Here is an 18671-nt window from a genome sequence, read left to right as displayed (position 1 = left end):
GTCGTGTGTCGGGGTCGTGGTCATGCATGCGTGCGTTGCCTAGGTCGCCATCCGCTGGAACACCAGCGTGCCGCTGTGCATTTCTTCCTGCCCGTTCACCATCACCATGCGCAACTCGACCAGCTCGCGTCCTGCGTTGACGGGAACCTTGATGGTCATGCCGGCTTCGTTGTCGTCGATCACCCGCAGCAGCTGCGCGTTGTCCCAGAGGACGTAGCCCGGCATCTCGGCCAACTCGTCGATGAGCCAGATCCTCGGGCCGAGCCGGACTTCGACCGAAGCCGGGTCGTCGTTGACACTGAGCCATCGGCTGCGCCGCCGGGCTTGCCACGCTGGCGGCAGTGGCGCGTCCAGCGCCGGCAGCCATTCGCCCACGGGTGATTCGTTCCAGTACAGCTGGTTGTCGGAGAGACTGCGCCGGATCAGGTAGCGACGGCCTTCCATCGTCTGGAAGCGATAGCAGACGGAGGGCTGGCCATCGGACCACCAGCGGCCATCGGTGCGTGCGCGCAGCTGCGCCTGCACGGTGGTCCAGCCAGCCTCGCCCCAGCTGCGCACAGTCAGCGAACCATCGTCTGCGGCGAGCACTTGCGCGGGTGCGCTGTGATTGGCGTAGATGCCCACCAGCGCTGCGCGGTCCGGTCCAGGCGACACCGCCGGCGCAACGATGGGGACGATCGCGGCAGGCATCGCCTGGATCGCGCTGCGCTCCGCGGCCGTGCGCAGCAGCAAGCCCTCCGTCAGTGCCAGCGAGCCGTAGTCGAAGCCGTTGCCGGTGATCATCATGGCCAGCCGGGCCTCGGGGAGCACGAAGAACTCGGTCGAGAAGAAGGTGGTGCCGCCGTTCTTCGACCAGCCCCGCAGCCCTGCCGCCTCCATGCCCAGCTGCCCCACCGTATCCCATCCCAGTCCCACCCTGAAGGTGGGCGTGAGGTTGATGCGCGTGCGCAGGACCTGGTTGACGCCCATGTCCCGGATCGACTCGGCGGAGACGATCCGGCGGCCTTCGTACACGCCTGCGTCGAGGAACAGGCGCGCCAGCTTCATCATGTCGGTGGGCGTGCTGATGGCGCCTCCGGTCGCGTAGGCGGCGGGCATCTCCTGCGACAAGGTCCGGCCCTTGTACCAAGGGTGCACGAAGGTGCCTTCGGCGGCGGGTGCCAGCGCAAAGCCGGAGAGGCTCATGCCCAGGGGGTCGAAGAACTCGCGCTGGATGAAGGCCGGATACGACAGCCCGCTGAGCTGGAGCACCAGCAGTTCCACCATCGTGAAGCCGTCGTTGCAGTAGACCGTGAGTTCGCCCGGTTCGTGCTTCATGCGCGACAACGCCAGCGACTGCAGGGTGTCCTGCGCATAGCCCGGTACCGGGGCGAAATTGAAGACGTTGCGGAAGTTGACGCCCGGTACCCCCGAAGAGTGGGAGATCAGGTGGCGCACGGTGATCTGCTTGAAGTTGCCCGAGCGCATGCCGAAGGCGGGCAGCAGCTCGACCACCGGCTGATCGAGGGCGAGCTGCCCCCGGTCGCGCAGGACTATCACGGCCAGGGCAGCGAAGACCTTGGCCACCGAACCGATGTTGAAGCGCGTGTCGGGGGCCGCCAGAAGCCCGGTCTCGCGGTTGGCCTGGCCGAAGGCTTCGCGCCAGACCACGCGGTTGTCGGCCAGCAGCGCCACGGACACGGCGGTGGTGGCGCTGTCGCTGCGGTTCAGCGTCTTGAGGATGGCCTCCCGGCACCAGCGCACCGATTCAGCATCGGGCGGGACCGAAAGAAAGGCGGACGTGCCGGACCCGCCTCCGCCGCAGGCTTGCAACAGCGGGGCGGCCAGCCCCGCCGTGGCCAGGCCCAGGCACTGCCGACGCGACAGGCGGGATGCAGGGAAGGCGGAGGATTCGAGCGAAGTGGGTGCAGAGGTCATGCTGACGGGCTGTCTGTGTGGGGTGAATGGAGGTCGCTCGCCCGCCCATCCGCCACGCTGGCGATCCTGTCCGCGCGATCGCCGATCACGTGGCACCGGGCATGGAACGCGCGCGTGACAACGCGCTGAGGATGGTTGGCCAGGACGTGCCGAGGCCTTCGCCTCGAATCGACGTGCAGATTCGATCTGCTGCGGGCAGCGGCGGCTTTGGGGCCGATCACGAGCGGCGGCTGAATCGGACAGGACGGCACGCGTGCCGGCCGCCAGCGGGATGCGTCCCACTGCTCTGGCGTCGGATCGGCGTCTGACATTGTTGCAACGCTGACATATCGTGGCAATATAATACGTATTATTGATTCAATCAAGCCCGCAAGATCCCGTTCCGGCAGCGCTCGCGAATCCCGACACCACACCATGAACGAAATTGACCAGCGACCCGACTTCCGCACGAACGGCCTGTGGGATTCCATGTCGTCCGCCCTCACCCGCCGCCGCCTTCTGGGTGTCGGCGCCGGTGCCGGATTGGGTTGGATGCTGCCCGCTTGCGGCGGCGGCGGCACCGGTAGTACGGTGATCGGCGGTGCCGGCGCCCCCCTGACGAGCCGCATGCCGATGGCTTCCACCGACCCAGTGAAGGCCGAGACGGTGCGTGCCATCGCACGCGCCACCCTCAAGACCCGCTTTGCGCGCGCGGTCCTGGTGCGCGTCACGGTGGATGGCAAGGAAATCATCACCGAGGCCTTCGGCGAGTCCGCCGCCGGGGTGCCGGCCACCACGGACATGCATTTCCGCAATGGTGCGGTGGCCATCGCACTGGTCGCCATGCTGCTGCTGCGACTGGTGGACGAGGGGAAGGTGGCTCTCGATGACAAGGTTGCCACCTGGCTGCCGAAGCTCCCGCATGGAGACCGCGTGACCCTCAGGCACCTGGCTCAGATGACCGCCGGCTATGCGGACTACGTGCGGGACCCGGATTTCGTCAATGCATTCCTTGCGGACCCGTTCCGGCGCTGGACACCTGACGAACTTCTTGCCTTCGCGATCCACAAGCCGCTTTTCTTCGAACCGGGCACCAACTGGGCCTATGCCCACACGAACTACATCATCCTCGGCCTCGCCCTGGAGAAGCTCACAGGCCGTTCGGTCAAAGACCTGATGCAGGACAAGGTGCTCGGCCCCCTCGGCATGACGCAGACCTCCGACCCGGAAAGCGCCTCCATCCCCGAACCGGTGCTGCGTGCGTTCTCATCAGAGCGCAGAGAATTTCTCGGCGTTGCGGCCGGTACGCCCTTCTATGAGGAGTCCACCTTCTGGGACCCGTCGTGGACCATCACGCACGGTGCGGTGCAGGTGACCGACCTGTACGACCTGCACACCAGTGCAATTGCCTTTGGCAGGGGCACAATCCTCTCCCCCGAATCTCACGCGGCCCAAGTGTCCACCGCGCTGCGTGGCAAGAGCACCCCGGTTCCCGGGTGTGTGACCTGCCTTCGCCAATGGGAGGGCTACGCCTTCGGGCTCGGCGTGGTCACGAGTGGCAACTGGGTGCTCCAGCCCCCGATGTTCGGCGGGTACTCGGCGGTCGCGGGCTATCACGAAGGCAGCCGGCTGGCCATTGCTGTGGCCGTGACTTACACACCCGAGGCTTTCAACGACGCGGGTGACTACAAGAACGGCAACGAAGCGGAGAACCTGTTCGTCAGGATTGCCACGGCGCTATTGCCTGACGACCTGCTACCCATTGCGCGAAGCTGAAAGAAAGCCCTTAGTCACCCCGCCCCCCAACGCGCTGCCCGAGTACGGATGTCCTTACGGCAGAGGAAGCTCGCGCATGAGGTTGCTTCGCACCCACGTGAACGCCCCGGACTGGACGTTGTTCGCTTGCCAGCGGCGGAATTCGGGATCGGCTGACAACGGGTCCGTGACCTTGGCGTACGCCGTCGCGTTCTCGAACTGCACAGTCAGAACATAGTTGCCCAGTTCGCCCGCGGCCACGCTCCAGAACTGCGGATTGGGGGCGCCATGCTTCTTCCAGAGTGCCGCGCCCACCTTCACGGCTTCGATAACGGCCCCGAGATCGGCGCCGGGGTTGGGTCGCAGGACATATCGTGCTTCGTAGGCCATGGAAGTCTCCTTCGTCACAGCAAGAGACCGATATTGAAGCACTTGGACGCTTGCGGGGCAATCGACATTTGCAGGGCCAAAGTGTCGGCCACGTCGATCCCCTCACAGTCCAGGACTGCTTTGCATGATGCCGCCGTCCGCGAAGATCGTGGTAGCCGTCAGGTAGCTCGCGCCATCGCTCGCGAGGAACGCCACCACGCTCGCAATTTCCTCCGGACGCGCCATGCGGCCCAGCGGAATGGCCGAGTTGAGTTTCTTCAGCAACACCGGATCGTTCATGGTCGACCGATTGATCGGCGTGGCCACGGCACCAGGACCGACGCCGACAACGAGGATGTTGTGTGGCGCCAACTCGACGCCCGCCGTGCGCGTGAGCATGCGTATCCCGCCCTTCGACAGGCAGTAGGCTGCGTTGCCCGGCATCGGCCAGTCCTCATGCACGGAGCTGACGTTGATGATGCGCCCACCTCCTCCCTGTTTGATCATCTGCTGCGCGGCGAACTGGGTGCCGAAAAACGCGCTCTTGAGATTGATGGCGAGCACCTTGTCGTAACCCGCCTCGTCCGTGTCGAGCACGGAGGTGCGTGTCTCGATCCCGGCGTTGTTGACCATGATGTCGACGCGGCGGAACCTCTTGACGGCAGTGGCGACCAGCCTTTGCAAGTCGGCGACCTTGCTCACGTCAGCTTCTACCCCGATCGACTGGTCTCCCAAGGCGAGGACTTGCTTCTCTGCGGCCTCGGTCGCTTCGGGATGCACGACATAGTCGATGACGATGTTGGCCCCTTGCTTGGCGAGTTCCAGGACGATGGCGAGACCGATGCCGCTGTTGCCGCCGGTGACGACGGCGACTTTGCCTTTCAGGTTCATGGTTCATCTCCTTGATGGGTGATGGTTGAGGTCCGGGTCGAGCTTTGAATCCGCGCGCGCAGCACTTCCGTGACGAGTGGAGATGGGCGGGCGGCGGGTGATGAGCACGGCGAGCACGGCGAGTGCCAGCGCGGCGCCGGTGGTCGCGCCATAGATCGCGCCCAGGCTCAAGCCCAACCGGGACTCGAGAGGGCCGACGCCGAAGGCCGCAATCCCGTAGCCGATCTGGTAGGACGCAATCAAGCCGCCCGCCACCGATGCGCCGATGGTCTTGAGTTCCGCCTGACCGAAGCTGATCACCAGCGGCAGCAACGCCGAACAACCGAATCCTGCCAGGGCAAAGGCCGGGATGCCGAAGAGCGGCCGGGTCGGCCGCAGGAAGGCAATGACGACAAAGCCAGCGGCCACGAGCAGCGGCAAGACCTGGAAGACGGCACGCTCGGGAAACCATTTCTCGATGACGGCGAAGAGGATGCGCCCCGCGGTCACCATCCCCCAGAACACGGTGAGAGCGAGCGAGGCCTGCGTGGCGCTTGCGCCGAGCTCCCTCGTCATGTAGAGCGAGGCCCAGTTGCCGTTCGTCGTTTCGCAGACACCGTACAAGAGCGCGAATCCGGCGAAGACCCAGAACCGGGAAGGAAATTTCGTCCACCCGCTCATGACCCCGGTGCTGTCGGCCCCAACACTCGGACTGAGCGGCAATCGCGCACTGAACATGAGCAATCCCAGGATCAACGCGCCAACCAGCACCGGCAGTCCCCACCAGATACCCAAGCCGACGAACACCGCGACCAGGATCGGCGCCAGCGCGGTTCCCGAACCAAGCAGGGCGTTCAGCGCCAGCACCGCCTTGTCCACTTTCTGGGAAAAGAACGCGGCGGCGAACGTGTTGAGCGTCGGCACAGTGAACCCGAAACCGACGCCGAGGCAGCCGGTGGCGACGAGCAGGACCACGTAAGCGACTGCGTGTTCGCTCATCACGAACCGGCTCAGAACGAGCAACGCCATCGACGCCAGATTCGCGACGAGTCCAATCAGGTAGATGCGCTTGGCGCCGAGGCGTCGTGCCAAACCGGCGCCCAGCAGGGCCGAGCCGATGGCTGTGGCCGCCTGGGGCACGAACATGCCGCCGTACTCCGTCCTCGACAGACCGAAATCGCTCGCGCTCGTGAAGACGGCGCTCGCGGCCGGAAACGTGACCAGCGCCACGCCCTGTATCAAGCCTGCGCCGTACACGGCTGCGATCTCTTTGCGCCGAACGATCGGTTGATTTGTCATCGAACGCGTTGCAGCAGATGCTCGCCGACGCGCAAGGCGTTCGCAATGGCGGTCAGCGACGGATTCACCGCCCCGATGCTCGGGAAAAAGCTCGTGTCCACAACGTACAGGTTGTCGAGCTCATGCGCCTTGCAGTTGACGTCGAGTACGGAGGACCTCGGGTCGATGCCGAAGCGGCAGGTGCCGGCCTGGTGAGCCACGCCGGCGATGGGAATGTGCTTTCCCATGTAGAGCGTGTTCGGGATGAGGTGCGGATGCATGTCCATGTGCTCGAGCATCGCCTGCAATTTCCTTCGCAGGCGATTGAGCGGCTCCACGTTCGTGAACTCGTAGTGAAGCTGGATTTCGCCTCCGGAATTCACCGTCACGCGATTCTGCGGAAGCGGCAAGTCTTCGCTGGTGAGCCAGAAATCCACCGCGTGCCGGGCCATCTGATCCAGCGTGAAGCCGGGCGCGAACTCCGGCGCATCCTCCTTGAACATCGGCCCCTGGGATTTGCCGAGCATCTGGATGTTGCCGAGCGGAAACTCATAGTCCGGCGCGCCGAAATAGAAATCGTTGATCGTGAGCGTCTTCTGGAACTCGGTCGGGTTCTCGCGCCGGGAAAGGGCGACCAGCGCGACGGCGTTGTGAAACATGTAATGGCGACCGACCATGTCCGATCCGTTGGCCAGGCCGCGCGGATGTTTTTCGTCCGCCGACATGAGAAGCAGCCGTGCGGAATTGGCGGCGCCGCAGGCGACGACGACGATGCTGCCGGTGTACGCCTCCCGCCGGCCGTCGCGTTGCACGATCACGCGGGTCACCGCGCGTCCGCCGGCGTCGGTTTCGAGCCGCTGGACGTGGGCGTTTCTTGCCAGCGTCACGTTGGGGTACTGCAACGCGGGCCGGACGGCGATGACTTCAGCGTCCGCCTTCGCGTGGACGAGGCAGGGATAGCCGTCGCAGGAATTGCAGCGTATGCACCGGCTGTGGGGACGGTCCGCCTCGTCGAGCATGATGCCCGTCGGCGCGTACGCCGGTCGATAACCCGCGCGCTTCAAGCCATCGGCAATCTCCTGGACGCGCGGCTCATGGCTTACAGGTGGAAACGCATAAGGCGCGCTGGCCGGTGGATCGGTGGGGTCGTCGCCGCGCTGGCCATGGACGTGGTAGAGCTTTTCTGCCTGCGTGTAGTAGGGCTCAAACTCCTCGTACCGGATCGGCCAGTCGGGCGTCGAGCCGTCGGCAGTGCGATGGGCAGTGAAATCCCGTTCGCGCAACCGAAACATCGCAGCGCCGAACATCTTGGTCGCGCCGCCCACGAAGTAATGCACGCCCGGCTGGAACGGCTTGCCCTCCGAGTCGTACCACGCGTCCTGCGACACGTAGCGGTTCTTCACGAAGACTTCGGTCGGATCCCAATTCTGCTTCTCGCGCGGCAGGTAGTCGCCGCGTTCGAGAATGAGAATGCGCTTGCCGGAAGGCGCCAGCTTGAGGGCGATCGTGCCGCCACCGGCGCCGCTGCCGATGATGATGAAATCGTAGTGATCATCGCTTTGCATGAGGTTTCCCTGCCGGTGGAACCTAACTTCAGGAGTGGGCGCCTCTTCCGTCTCCGACAGGGTCGGAAATCGTTACGTTGGTAACTGGACGATGTCGGTGCCGCACGCGAGCGGGCAAACCGCCGCGCCAAAATCAGGATGGAAGTTGGCTTCCAACGGACGGCTCGACCGACTAGACTGACAAACCGGTGCCATCGCCGAATCCGCCTCGGCGCCGGCTGCCCTACGGGAGGTCGAATGGCTCTTCGCATCGAGGACTACGGACTGATCGGCGACATGCACACTGCGGCACTGGTCGGCATCGATGGCTCCATCGACTGGCTGTGTCTGCCGCGCTTCGACTCTTCCGCGTGTTTCGCGAATCTGCTGGGCACGCAGGAGAACGGTCGATGGCGCATCGCTCCGGCCGGAGACATCGTCGCCACGACGCGACGGTACCGGCCCTCGACGCTCGTTCTCGAAACCGAGTTCGAGACGGCCGAAGGCATGGTTCGGATCATCGACTGCATGGCCCTGCGGGTATCGCATCCACGGATCGTCCGCATCGTGGAGGGCGTGCGCGGCACCGTACCGATGTCCAGTCGGCTCAACCCGCGGTTCGACTACGGCAAGACCGCCCCGTGGATCATCGCCAGGGATCAGGCGGTGAGCGCCGGCGCGGGGCCCGAGGCGGTGGAGTTGCGGGCCGACGTGCCGATCACGCCGCGGGAGCGTCGGCTCGAAGCCGACTTCTCGGTGCGCGCGGGCGAGCGCGCTTGCTTCGTTCTCACGTGGCACCTCTCCTGGGAAGACACGCCGCCGCCGATCGAAGCGGTCGTTGCCGTGGCCGAAACCGAGGCTTGGTGGCGCGCCTGGTCGGGTCGTTCGACCTACAAGGGTGCGTGGAAGGACGAGGTCGAACGCTCCCTCATCACGCTCAAGGCGCTCACACACGCGCCCACCGGCGGGCTCGTGGCCGCCCCCACCACGTCGCTTCCCGAGTTCCTCGGCGGCGTGCGGAACTGGGACTACCGGTTCTGCTGGATCCGGGACGCGGCGCTCGCGCTCGACGCGCTCATGGCGGCTGGCTACGTGGAGGAGGCGACCCAATGGCGCGACTGGGTGATCCGCGCCGTCGCAGGCGACCCTGACGATCTGCAGATCATGTACGGGATCGGCGGAGAGCGCCGCCTCGACGAGTACGAACTCGGCTGGCTGGCGGGCTACGAGGGGTCCGCCCCTGTGCGGGTTGGAAACGCTGCCTCGGGGCAACTGCAGCTTGACGTGTATGGCGAGTTGGCCGACGCGATCTATCGGGCACGGCGGCTCGGCATGACGCCCGTCGCCGCAGCGCTGGATCCCACGCAAAGTTTCGTCCAGTGGCTCGAGCGCCATTGGCGCGAACCTGACGATGGCATTTGGGAGGTTCGGGGCCCTCGGCGTCAATTCGTCCACTCGAAGGTGATGGCCTGGGTCGCCGCCGACCGCGTCGTGAAGATGTTGGAAACGTCGGGTCATGAGGGCGCGCCGGAGGCGTTGCTTCGGATGCGGGACGACATCCACGAGGAGGTGTGCCGGATGGGCTACGACGCCGAGCGAAACACGTTCACCCAGTACTACGGGTCCACGCAGCTCGATGCGGCCCTGCTGCTGATCCCGCAGGTTGGGTTCCTGCCGGCGACCGACCCGCGTGTGGTGGGCACCGTGGAAGCCATCCAACGGGAGCTCGTGCACGACGGGTTCGTGATGCGATACATCCCGGACAAGGACGCGGCCGACGGATTGCCGCCGGGGGAAGGCGCGTTCCTCGCGTGCAGCTTCTGGCTGGTCAACGACCTGGCCATGCTCGGGAGACTCGAAGAGGCCCAGGCGCTTTTCGACCGCTTGCTCTCTCTTCGAAACGATCTCGGACTCTTCTCCGAGGAGTACGACCAGCAGCACCTGCGACTGATCGGCAACTTCCCTCAGGCGTTCACTCACCTGACGCTCATCGCCAGCGCCATGACCCTCTCGGAGGCTACCGGTGCTCGCGGCTCAACCGCCCCGGACCGATGAGCTCGGTCTACGCGGTCTCGCCGCACTCGGGCGCGCAGTACGAAATCCGTCACGGCTCGCAGCGGGCCATCGTGACCGAAGTTGGCGCGACTCTGCGCCACTACTCGGTGGAGGACGCGGACATCATCGATGGATTCGGGATGCAAGAGTGGTCGCCCAGCGGCCGCGGACAGGTGCTCGCTCCCTGGCCGAACCGCCTCGACCGCGGGCAGTACCGGTTCGAGGGTCGGGGCGGCCGAGCGGCGCTCGACGAGCCCGAGTTGCAGAACGCGATTCACGGGCTGGTGCGATGGCTCCCATGGAAAACCGTATCGAGGTCATCCGATGAAGTCGAGCTGACCTGCGCCCTTCATCCGCAGCCGGGGTACCCGTGGCGGCTCGACCTGCAGGTTGGGTATCGACTCGATGAAACAGGCCTGACGGTTTCCTTCCGGGCGCGCAACGCCTCGAGCGTCCCCGCGCCCTTCGGAATCGGTTTCCATCCCTACCTGACAGTGGGTACCGCCATCGATGACGCGGTCCTGCAGATCCCGGCGACCCGATGCCTGGTGATGGACGACCGCGGGCTGCCGATCGGAGACGAAGCGGTCGCCGGGTCGGACCGGGATTTCACCGAACCGAAGTCGATCGGTTCGATGCGGCTCGATACTGGCTATACGGCCCTCGTGCGAGGGGCCGACGGCCTCGCGCGCGCATCCGTGGCAGGGCCCGACGACGGCCGTAGTGCAAGCCTTTGGGCCGACTCGTTGTTCCGATACCTCATGGTTTACACGGGCGACAAGCTCGAGGCCGTCTCGCGTCGACGACGCGCTATTGCGATCGAGCCAATGACGTGCCCACCGAATGCTCTTCGTTCAGGGATCGATCTCTTGAAAATGGAGCCAGGGCAACTCGTCGAGGGCCGCTGGGGGTTGGTGCCGGACTGGGCCTTCCGCGGCAAGGGCGATCGGGATCGCGCCGAGTCTCAGGCATCGAAGTAGAGATAGAACTCCCACGGGTGCGGGCGCAGCCTCACGGGATCGACCTCGTGCTTCCACTTGTATTCGAGCCAGGTTTCGATCACGTCCTGGGTGAACACGTCTCCGCGCATCAGGAAGTCGTGATCCTTCTCCAGCGCGCGCAGCGACTCCTCGAGCGATCCGGGCACCTTCGCGATGCCCTTGGCCTCTTCAGGGGGCAGCTCGTAGATGTTCTTGTCGAGCGGCGGGCCCGGGTCGGTCTTGTTGGCGACCCCGTCGAGGCCCGCCATGAGCATTGCGGCGAACGCGAGGTAGGCATTTGCGGTCGGGTCCGGACAACGGAACTCGACGCGCCTCGCGTTCGGCGATTCCGAATACATCGGAATGCGCGCCGCGGCCGAGCGATTTCGCTGCGACATCACCAGGTTCACCGGCGCCTCGTAGCCCGGGACGAGCCGACGGTAGGAGTTGGTGGTCGGCGCACAAATCGCCATCAGCGCGTGGGCATGCTGGAGCAGTCCGCCGATGTACCAGCGGCACAGCTCGGAGGTCAGTGCCCAACCCTTGGCGTCGTAGAAGAGATTGCGCTTCTCGTTCCACAGGCTCTGGTGACAGTGCATGCCGCTCGCGTTGTCGGCGAAGAGCGGCTTCGGCATGAACGTGGCCACCTTGCCGTGCCGGCGCGCGATGTTCTTGACGAAGTACTTGTAGACCATCACGTTGTCGGCCATTCGTACGAGCGGCGCGAACTTCATGTCGATCTCGTTCTGGCCCGCGGTCGACACCTCGTGGTGGTGGATCTCGACCTGCACACCCGCGTTCATCAGCCCGAGCACGATCTCCGAGCGGATGTCCTGCAGCGTGTCGTGCGGGGGCACCGGGAAATAGCCTTCCTTGTAGCGCGGCTTGTAGCCGAGATTCCCGCCCCCGAACGCGCCTTCGTCCCGGCCCGAGTTCCATGCGCCCTCGACCGAATCGACGTAGTAGTAGCCGCAATGCGTGTTCTGCTCGAACCGGATCGAGTCGAAGATGAAGAACTCGAGCTCCGGGCCGAAGTAGCAGGTCTGCGCGACCCCGGTGTCCTTCAAGTGACGCTCGGCCTTGCGGGCCACGAAACGCGGATCGCGCGTGTAGGGCCCCTTCCGGACCGGGTCGATCACGTTGCAGATCATCGAAAGCGTCGGGGTCTCGCACATCGGATCGATGAATGCGGTGGTCGGGTCCGGCTGCAGCAGCATGTCCGACTCGTGGATCTCCTGGAAACCGCGGATCGAGGAGCCGTCGAACCCGATGCCATCGTTGAACAGTTCGTCGTTGAGTTCCGGCAGCCCGATCGAGAAGTGCTGCCACAGTCCGGGCAGATCGGTGAACTTCAGGTCGACGATCTGGACTCCGTGCTCCTGCACGAGGGCAATCACCTCCTTCGCATTCTTCGGCGGATTCACCCGGTAGACGCCGGGCTCGAACTGGGCGATCAGGCGCTTTTTCTCGGTGGGCATGGTCCTCTCCTCGGGTTGGGGTCACCCAGAAATCCACCACGACTCCCGCTCACGCGGGCATCACTCTCAGTCCTGCGGGGAAGGGTCGCGATTCAGCCTCATCCCCGTGCCGGCCAACGTCATCACGCCATCCTTGTCGACGCCGACATGCCGACCATCGGCCAGCTTGTATTCGGTGAGCCCCGTCGGCTCCCACTGTCCTTGCGTGTCGGGAACCGCGTCGAGACGGGCGAGGTGTTCATAGGCCTGGACGCGGTAGGTCAGTCCATCACTTCCGCGGGCGGTAAAAGTCTCGAGCAGGTGAAGCATTTTTTCCATGCGCGCGCTCTCCTTGTATCCGACAGAACCAGGCGCCTTCATGCATCCCGATGCGCTCGCGCGCGACCAGAAGGCGCACGTCAGAAGGAATTTGACGAACCGCTGACGGTGAAGTTCCGACATTCGTGGCTCGCCGTGCGGACGCGGCTGGCGCGAGCGGCTGCACCGTCCGCGGCGCTTCGGTCCGGACCCCCAGCGACACGCCACTGATGCACGGCGCCTCTCCACTTGACTGACAAGTCCGACGGCCCCCTGCGCCTCAGGCACGCATTCAGCCCAGAGTTGCTCGCCGGCAACAGAGGGATGGTTCCGTGAGGAAGTGGGCCTCATAGCGCGTCCGATTCAGCCGTTCGTGTTCGGCCATGAGCCGGCGCTGTCAAAGCTCTGTCATTTGATTCCCGCAACATCCGAGGCATTGGTTGCGTTTGAGGCATTTATTGCACATAGCTTGGAAGCGCACAGGTCCCGGTAGCTGCAATTCCGCGAAGTGCCTGACGCAACCACGTTCTCATTCGAGGCCGGACAGGTCCCCCGCGACCTCCGGTGTCCTACCTTGCCGGAGATCCCTGATGAACACACTGAGAGGCCGCCTCGCGCGTGCCGCCCTGAGCATGAGCCCGTTGCTTCTGCTGGTCGCCTGTGGCGGCGGTGGAGGCTCGACGCCTGCATTCCCATTCCCGCCCACACCAGCGCCCTCACCCGCTTCCGCAGCGCCTCCCGCGCCGGTGCCAACGCCAGCGCCAGCGCCTGCGCCCGGCACAGCGCCGCAAGGCAAGGCGCTGGTGATCGGCATCGACGGCGTGCAGTACGAGGCCCTGCAGCACGCGCTAGTCGCCGCTCGCATGCCGTCCCTCCAGGGGCTTGGCGTGGTGCTCCCTGCCTATACCGGGGGCATCAAGGGCAAGACCACGCAACAGCAGGCGACCGACGGCCCGGCGTGGGCCACGCTCCTGACAGGCGCCTGGGCCGACCGCCATGAGATCCGCTCCAACTACGAGGGCCAGAGCTTCAAGGCCGACACCGTCTTCAAGCTGCTGAAGCAAAGCCACGCCTCGGCGCGTACCGCGGCCATTGCCAGCTGGAGCGGCCTGCCGCAACTGCTGCGCGCCGACAGGGCCGCCGGCTACCTGGACCTGGTGAAGGATTGCGAAGGCAACGACAGCTGCGTCTCGTCCGAGGCGGCCGCGGCCATCGAGGGCGGCGGCTACGACCTGATCGTGGCCGACTACCAGGGCCCGGCACAGGTGGCGGACGTGGCCGGCTACGGCACCGACTACCAAAACGCGCTGGCGCAAGTCGACCGGCAGATCGCGACGCTCAAGGCTTCGCTCGCCAAGCGTCGCGCGGCCCAGCCCGGCGAGGACTGGATGGTGATCGTCACCACCACGCACGGCCTGGGTGCCACCGGCGTGGCCGACGGCATTCCGATCGCGTCGAACCTGGCGACGGTCATCGCCATCGACAAGCCCGCCAACCTGGCGGCGGCCGCACCCGCCACGCTGCCGGTGGCCATCGAGCCCTGGTACGTCTACGCCGCCGCGACGGACATCACGCCCACGGTGCTGACGCATCTCTCGGCACGCCCCGGGGCCGACAAGTACGCCATGGACGGCAGCCCGCTGACCGGCGCCGCCGGTGTGCGCCAGCTGGCCGCTGACATGAACAAGAAGCGGAGCGGCATTCGCCTGACATGGACCCTGCCGGCCACGCCGGCGGCCATCGCCGTCATGCGCGACGGCATCGCCGTCGCCACGCTGCCCGGCAACGCCCTGGAGTTCGAGGACACCACGATGGCGCCTGCAGCCAGCGGCTTCTTCACCTACAACTACACCGTGGTCGCCGACCAGACGCCGGTTTCGTTGCGTGCCACGCTCGACTACGTGAAGCCGATCTCGCTGATGCCCGGCGTGGCCACCGGCCTCACGCACCTGTTCGCACTGAAGACGACGCTGGCCGACCGCATCAACGGCGCGCTGGCCTTCACACCCTGGGTGAGCGGCGCCACGCCGATCTACACCGCCGCGGGCGACGGCCCGTTCGGCGGCACCGACAGCGCGCTGCAATCGACCAACTATGCCGGCCCGACCGTCTGCACCGCCTGCGATGGCGGCTATCGCATTCCCACGGCCAACGTGAGCAGCACCAGCGCACCCTTCAGCTTCGGCTTCTGGTTCCGCTCGGACGCCACCCGCTCGGGCATGCCTGTGGTTTCGAACAAGGACTGGGGCAGCGGCAACAACGCGGGCCTGGCGATCGGCCAGTACGGCAGCACGCTGCGCTTCAACATCGGCCGCGGCGGCGCCCGGGCCGGCGACAAGGACCTGAACTTCAGCGCCAACACCTGGGTGTACGCCGCCATGGTGGTCGATGTGCCGGGCCTGGCGGCAAGGTTCTATGTGTACGACCCGGTCTACGGCATGCAGAGCGCATCGGTACCCCTGACCAGCGCCTACGTCGCGGCCCTGAACGGCCTGAACAACGGTTTCACGCTGAACGAGGACGGCGACGGCGGCTATGGCCCCGGCTATCGCAACGGCAATGCGAGCAACACCATCGGCGGCCGTTTCGATTTCGGCGAATTCGGCACCTGGAACCGCGTGCTGACCGCTCCGGAGGTCGAATCGATCGGCCGCTCCGGCACCTCGCTGACCACGCTGGTTCCCTGATGGAGATGCGCATGCACAGCGACCCCACGCCCACCGCGCGCCCGACCGCGGGCCGACGCCTCCTCTTTGCATTCGCGACGCTGGTCGCCGCCACCGCGCTGGGCGCGTGCGGCGGTGGCGGCGGAGGAAGCGGCATCAATGCGCCCCTCACCCCGACCGGCAACCCGTCGAGCACGGCCGCGCCACCCGGCGTGGTGGTCACCCCGAACGACCCGGCCACCGCCGGGCCTCCGGCCGAAGCCGTGACGCCGCCCGGTGCCACGCCCGACAACAAACCACCCGCTCGCCGTCCCGAGTCGGTGCGTTGTGCCCCCTGAGATCGCACATGACAGACAAGCACACCTCCAGTTCCCGACGCGGCTTCCTGCGCGGTGCCGCCACCACCGCCGGTGCCGCTGCCGCACTCGGCCTGCTGCCGCCAGGCATCCGCCGTGCCCTGGCCATTCCGGCCGCACAGGACACCGGCACCATCAGCGACGTCAAGCACGTCGTGATCTTCATGCAGGAGAACCGCTCCTTCGACCACTACTTCGGCACGCTGCGCGGCGTGCGCGGTTTCGGCGACCGCTTTCCGGTGCCGCTGGCCAACGGCAAGCCGGTCTGGAACCAGCCGCCGGCATCCGGCAGCGGGACTTGCCTGCCCTTTCACTACGACACGACCAGCACCAGCGCGCAACGCACCACCGGCATGGCGCACGGATGGGCCGACGGCCAGCAAGCCTGGAACGGCGGGCGCATGAACCAGTGGGTGGCGGCGAAGTCGGCGCGCGCACTCGGCTACTACCAGCAGAGCGACATGCCCTACCAGTTCGCTCTGGCCGACGCCTTCACGGTGTGCGACGCCTACCACTGCAGCGAGCTCACCGGCACCAACTCGAACCGGCTGTTCCTCTGGACCGGCAGCAACGATCCGCTGGGCCAGGGCGGCGGCCCGGCCATCGACAACACCAACGACGACCTGGCCAACACCCCCGGCTACAGCTGGACGACCTACCCCGAGCGGCTGGAAGCGGCCGGCGTCAGCTGGCAGATCTACCAGGACATGGCGGACAACTTCACGGACAACCCGCTCGAAGGCTTCGACACCTTCCGCCGTGCCTACTATGCAGCGGCCCCGACCGAAGCGCAGCGCTCGCTCAAGGCACGCGGCCTGTCGACGCGTTCGCTGGCCGACCTGGCCGACGACGTGAAGAACGGCCTGCTGCCGCAGGTGAGCTGGATCGTGGCGCCCGCCAAGTACTCGGAGCACCCCGGCCCGTCGTCGCCGCTGTGGGGCGCCGAGTACACCGAACGCGTGCTGGACGCGCTCACGTCCGACCCGGCGGTGTGGAGCAAGACGGTGCTCTTCATCATGTTCGACGAGAACGACGGCTACTTCGACCACATGCCGCCGCCCGCCATTCCCTCGCGCAACCCCGACGGCACCGACGCGGGCAAGAGCACCGTCTCCACGCTCGGCGAACGCAACGAGCTGAAGGCGCCGTACATCGGCTCGCCCTACGGCATGGGCTGGCGCGTGCCGATGTATGTGGTGAGCCCGTGGAGCAAGGGCGGCTGGGTCAACTCGCAGGTCGCCGAGCACACCTCGGTCATCCGCTTTCTCGAAACGCGCTTCGGCGTGACCGAACCCAACATCAGCGCGTGGCGACGCTCTGTCAGCAGCGATCTCACCTCGTGCTTCAACTTCGCGACGCCCAATGCCGAGCTGCCGGCGCTGCCGACCATCGACAGCGCCGCGGCCGATGCCGCCATCGCGATGCAATTGCTGCTGCCTACGCCGGTCGCGCCGACGCCCGGCACCGGCACGATGCCGCTGCAGGCCACCGGCGTGCGCTACTCGCGCGCGCTGCCCTACGAGCTGCACACCAGCGGACGGCCCGACGTCGACCGGCAGAAGTACTGGCTGGTGTTCGGCAACACCGGCAAGGCGGGCGCGGTCTTCCACGTCTACAACCACTTGTCGCTGGGCGACCTGCCGCGCCGCTACACCGTGGAGCCGGGAAAGCTGCTCAACGACAGCTGGACGCCGACCTCCGACGGCAGCTACGACCTGTCGGTGTTCGGGCCCAACGGCTACTTCCGCCGCTTCCGCGGCAAGCTGCCGAAGTCGCTTGCGGGCGGTGCCGGTCTGCCCGAGATCCGCGTCTGCTATGACACCGCCAACGGCGACGTGCACCTGGAAATGCACAACCTCGGCAACATCAGCTGCACCGTCGCGGTCGCGCCCACCGCCTACCGCACCGACGGCCCGTGGAATTTCGCGCTCGCGCCCGGTCAGGTGCTGACGCAGCAATGGGACCTGGCCTACAGCAAGCACTGGTACGACTTCAGCGTGTCGGCCAATGTGGACGACGGCACGACCTATCTGCGGCGCTTTGCGGGCCGCGTGGAAACCGGCGCGGACGGCATCAGCGACCCGGCGATGGGCGTGCTGTCCTGACACTCGGCTTCGCCCCGACGGGTGCATTGATCGGCACAATGGCACCCGTCCCGCGCCCGTCCGCTTGCGGGTCGGCACGGCGTCCCGCTGCAACCTTCTTTCACACGCCGGCATCCCCATGCTTCAAGACGAACGATTCCTGCGCATCCGCAGCCTTCTCGCCACGTTCTCGCGGCTCAGCGTCGAGCGCATCGTCCAGGACCTGGCGGTGTCGCGCGAGACAGTGCGCCGCGACCTGCTCGAACTCGAAGGATTGGGCGAACTCCGCCGTGTCCACGGCGGCGCCATCGCCACCAGCGCGGAACCCGAGCCGCCGCTGGCGGTGCGGCTGGTGGCGCGCCAACGGGAAAAGCGTGCCATCGCCAAGGCTGCGATCCGGCTGCTGCAGCCGGGGCAGACGGTTTTTCTGGACGCCGGCAGCACCACCTCGATGCTCGCGGAGGAGATCGGCACGCTCAGCGGCATGACCGTCATCACCAATTCGCTGAGCATCGCGCTCAAGCTCGCAGGCGCCAGCGAAGGGCGCCTCACGGGCAACCAGACCATCTTGCTGGGCGGCCACATCGACGTGAAGACGCAGGCGACGCACGGCGACACCACGATCGAGAAAATCCACCGCTACCGCGCCGACGTCGCCCTGCTGTCGCCGGTGGGCCTGCATGCCAGGCTTGGCGCCATGAGCTTCGAGCACCACGAAGCCGCGGTCGCCCGTGCCATGGCCGAACAGGCGCAGCAGGTGGTCATCCTGGCCGACCACGCGAAGATCGGACAGGCCAGCCGCGTGACCTACATCCGCACGGCCGACATCGACGTCGTCGTCACCGACGCCAAGGCCCGCGAACTGCCCGCCCTGCCCTTGTTGCGCAAGACCTGCCATCGCGTGATCATCGCCTGACGCAGCGGGTCTCCCGGCCGGGGACAGGGCGTCATCATTCCGCCCTGCGGCCAGTGGCGAGTTGCGTGGCTAAGGCCAGCGCTCCCGGAGTGTTGCCGGGCGACCCGAAAGGTCAGTCAGAGCCAAT

14 protein-coding genes are annotated in these 18671 nt (G+C 66.2%); 7 read left to right on the top strand and 7 right to left on the bottom strand.

The genetic code is table 11. The annotated features are described in order from the left end of the window. Positions 1-39: 39 nt before the first annotated feature. Positions 40-1917, bottom strand: a complete 1878-nt coding sequence (locus tag AC1DYK_RS13870; RefSeq protein WP_478166845.1) for a serine hydrolase domain-containing protein — start codon at positions 1915-1917, stop codon at positions 40-42. A 414-nt stretch (positions 1918-2331) separates the two neighbouring features. On the opposite strand from AC1DYK_RS13870, the gene AC1DYK_RS13865 reads away from it, so the two are divergent. After that, entirely contained in the window at positions 2332-3672 is a 1341-nt protein-coding gene (locus AC1DYK_RS13865; RefSeq protein WP_478166844.1) for a serine hydrolase domain-containing protein, read from the top strand. Positions 3673-3726: 54 nt separating this feature from the next. Here AC1DYK_RS13865 and AC1DYK_RS13860 read toward each other — a convergent pair whose 3' ends face one another. The 4 genes from AC1DYK_RS13860 to AC1DYK_RS13845 all read right to left on the bottom strand — a co-directional run bounded on the left by AC1DYK_RS13860 (position 3727) and on the right by AC1DYK_RS13845 (position 7733). After that, positions 3727-4041 carry an NIPSNAP family protein gene (locus AC1DYK_RS13860; RefSeq protein WP_478166843.1) on the bottom strand — a complete coding sequence of 105 codons (315 nt, stop codon included), beginning with the start codon at positions 4039-4041 and terminating at the stop codon, positions 3727-3729. Positions 4042-4143: 102 nt separating this feature from the next. After that, positions 4144-4911, bottom strand: a complete 768-nt coding sequence (locus tag AC1DYK_RS13855) for an SDR family NAD(P)-dependent oxidoreductase (RefSeq protein WP_478166842.1) — start codon at positions 4909-4911, stop codon at positions 4144-4146. Positions 4912-4914: 3 nt separating this feature from the next. Next, on the bottom strand, positions 4915-6189 hold the full coding sequence (locus AC1DYK_RS13850; RefSeq protein WP_478166841.1) for an MFS transporter: 1275 nt from the start codon (positions 6187-6189) through the stop codon (positions 4915-4917). After that, on the bottom strand, positions 6186-7733 hold the full coding sequence (locus AC1DYK_RS13845) for a GMC oxidoreductase (RefSeq protein ID WP_478166840.1): 1548 nt from the start codon (positions 7731-7733) through the stop codon (positions 6186-6188). The genes AC1DYK_RS13850 and AC1DYK_RS13845 overlap by 4 nt, the downstream gene beginning before the upstream one ends. Before the next feature lie 237 nt (positions 7734-7970). Between AC1DYK_RS13845 and AC1DYK_RS13840 the strand changes: the two genes are divergently transcribed. Together AC1DYK_RS13840 and AC1DYK_RS13835 are read left to right on the top strand one after the other, a co-directional pair. Beyond that, on the top strand, positions 7971-9767 hold the full coding sequence (locus tag AC1DYK_RS13840; protein WP_478166839.1) for a glycoside hydrolase family 15 protein: 1797 nt from the start codon (positions 7971-7973) through the stop codon (positions 9765-9767). Continuing rightward, on the top strand, positions 9764-10747 hold the full coding sequence (locus tag AC1DYK_RS13835; protein ID WP_478166838.1) for an aldose 1-epimerase family protein: 984 nt from the start codon (positions 9764-9766) through the stop codon (positions 10745-10747). The genes AC1DYK_RS13840 and AC1DYK_RS13835 overlap by 4 nt, the downstream gene beginning before the upstream one ends. Here AC1DYK_RS13835 and glnA read toward each other — a convergent pair. Next, complete coding sequence (glnA, locus tag AC1DYK_RS13830; RefSeq protein ID WP_478166837.1) at positions 10732-12225, bottom strand: type I glutamate--ammonia ligase; 1494 nt, start codon at positions 12223-12225, stop codon at positions 10732-10734. The two genes, AC1DYK_RS13835 and glnA, sit on opposite strands and share 16 nt — an antisense overlap. 66 nt (positions 12226-12291) lie before the next feature. Beyond that, positions 12292-12543: a hypothetical protein gene (locus tag AC1DYK_RS13825; RefSeq protein WP_478085847.1), complete on the bottom strand. Its 252-nt coding sequence runs from the start codon at positions 12541-12543 to the stop codon at positions 12292-12294. 569 nt (positions 12544-13112) lie between these two features. Between AC1DYK_RS13825 and AC1DYK_RS13820 the strand changes: the two genes are divergently transcribed. The 4 genes from AC1DYK_RS13820 (at position 13113) to AC1DYK_RS13805 (ending at position 18544) form a co-directional block, all read left to right on the top strand. Beyond that, the gene (locus AC1DYK_RS13820; RefSeq protein ID WP_478166836.1) at positions 13113-15209 is read left to right on the top strand and encodes a LamG-like jellyroll fold domain-containing protein; all 2097 of its coding nucleotides are present in this window, start codon (positions 13113-13115) and stop codon (positions 15207-15209) included. Between the two features lie 11 nt (positions 15210-15220). Beyond that, a complete protein-coding gene (locus AC1DYK_RS13815) occupies positions 15221-15526 on the top strand; it encodes a hypothetical protein (RefSeq protein WP_478166835.1) in 306 nt (101 codons plus the stop codon). An 8-nt stretch (positions 15527-15534) separates the two neighbouring features. Next, positions 15535-17649 (top strand): phosphocholine-specific phospholipase C, encoded by a 2115-nt coding sequence (locus AC1DYK_RS13810; RefSeq protein WP_478166834.1) that lies wholly within the window; start codon positions 15535-15537, stop codon positions 17647-17649. 118 nt (positions 17650-17767) lie between these two features. After that, the gene (locus AC1DYK_RS13805) at positions 17768-18544 is read left to right on the top strand and encodes a DeoR/GlpR family DNA-binding transcription regulator (RefSeq protein ID WP_478166833.1); all 777 of its coding nucleotides are present in this window, start codon (positions 17768-17770) and stop codon (positions 18542-18544) included. Positions 18545-18671: the final 127 nt, after the last annotated feature.

Source organism: Variovorax sp. P2_H12 (assembly GCF_056403395.1).
Note: the sequence above shows the minus strand (reverse complement) of the source record. Positions and strands in the feature narration are given on the sequence as shown.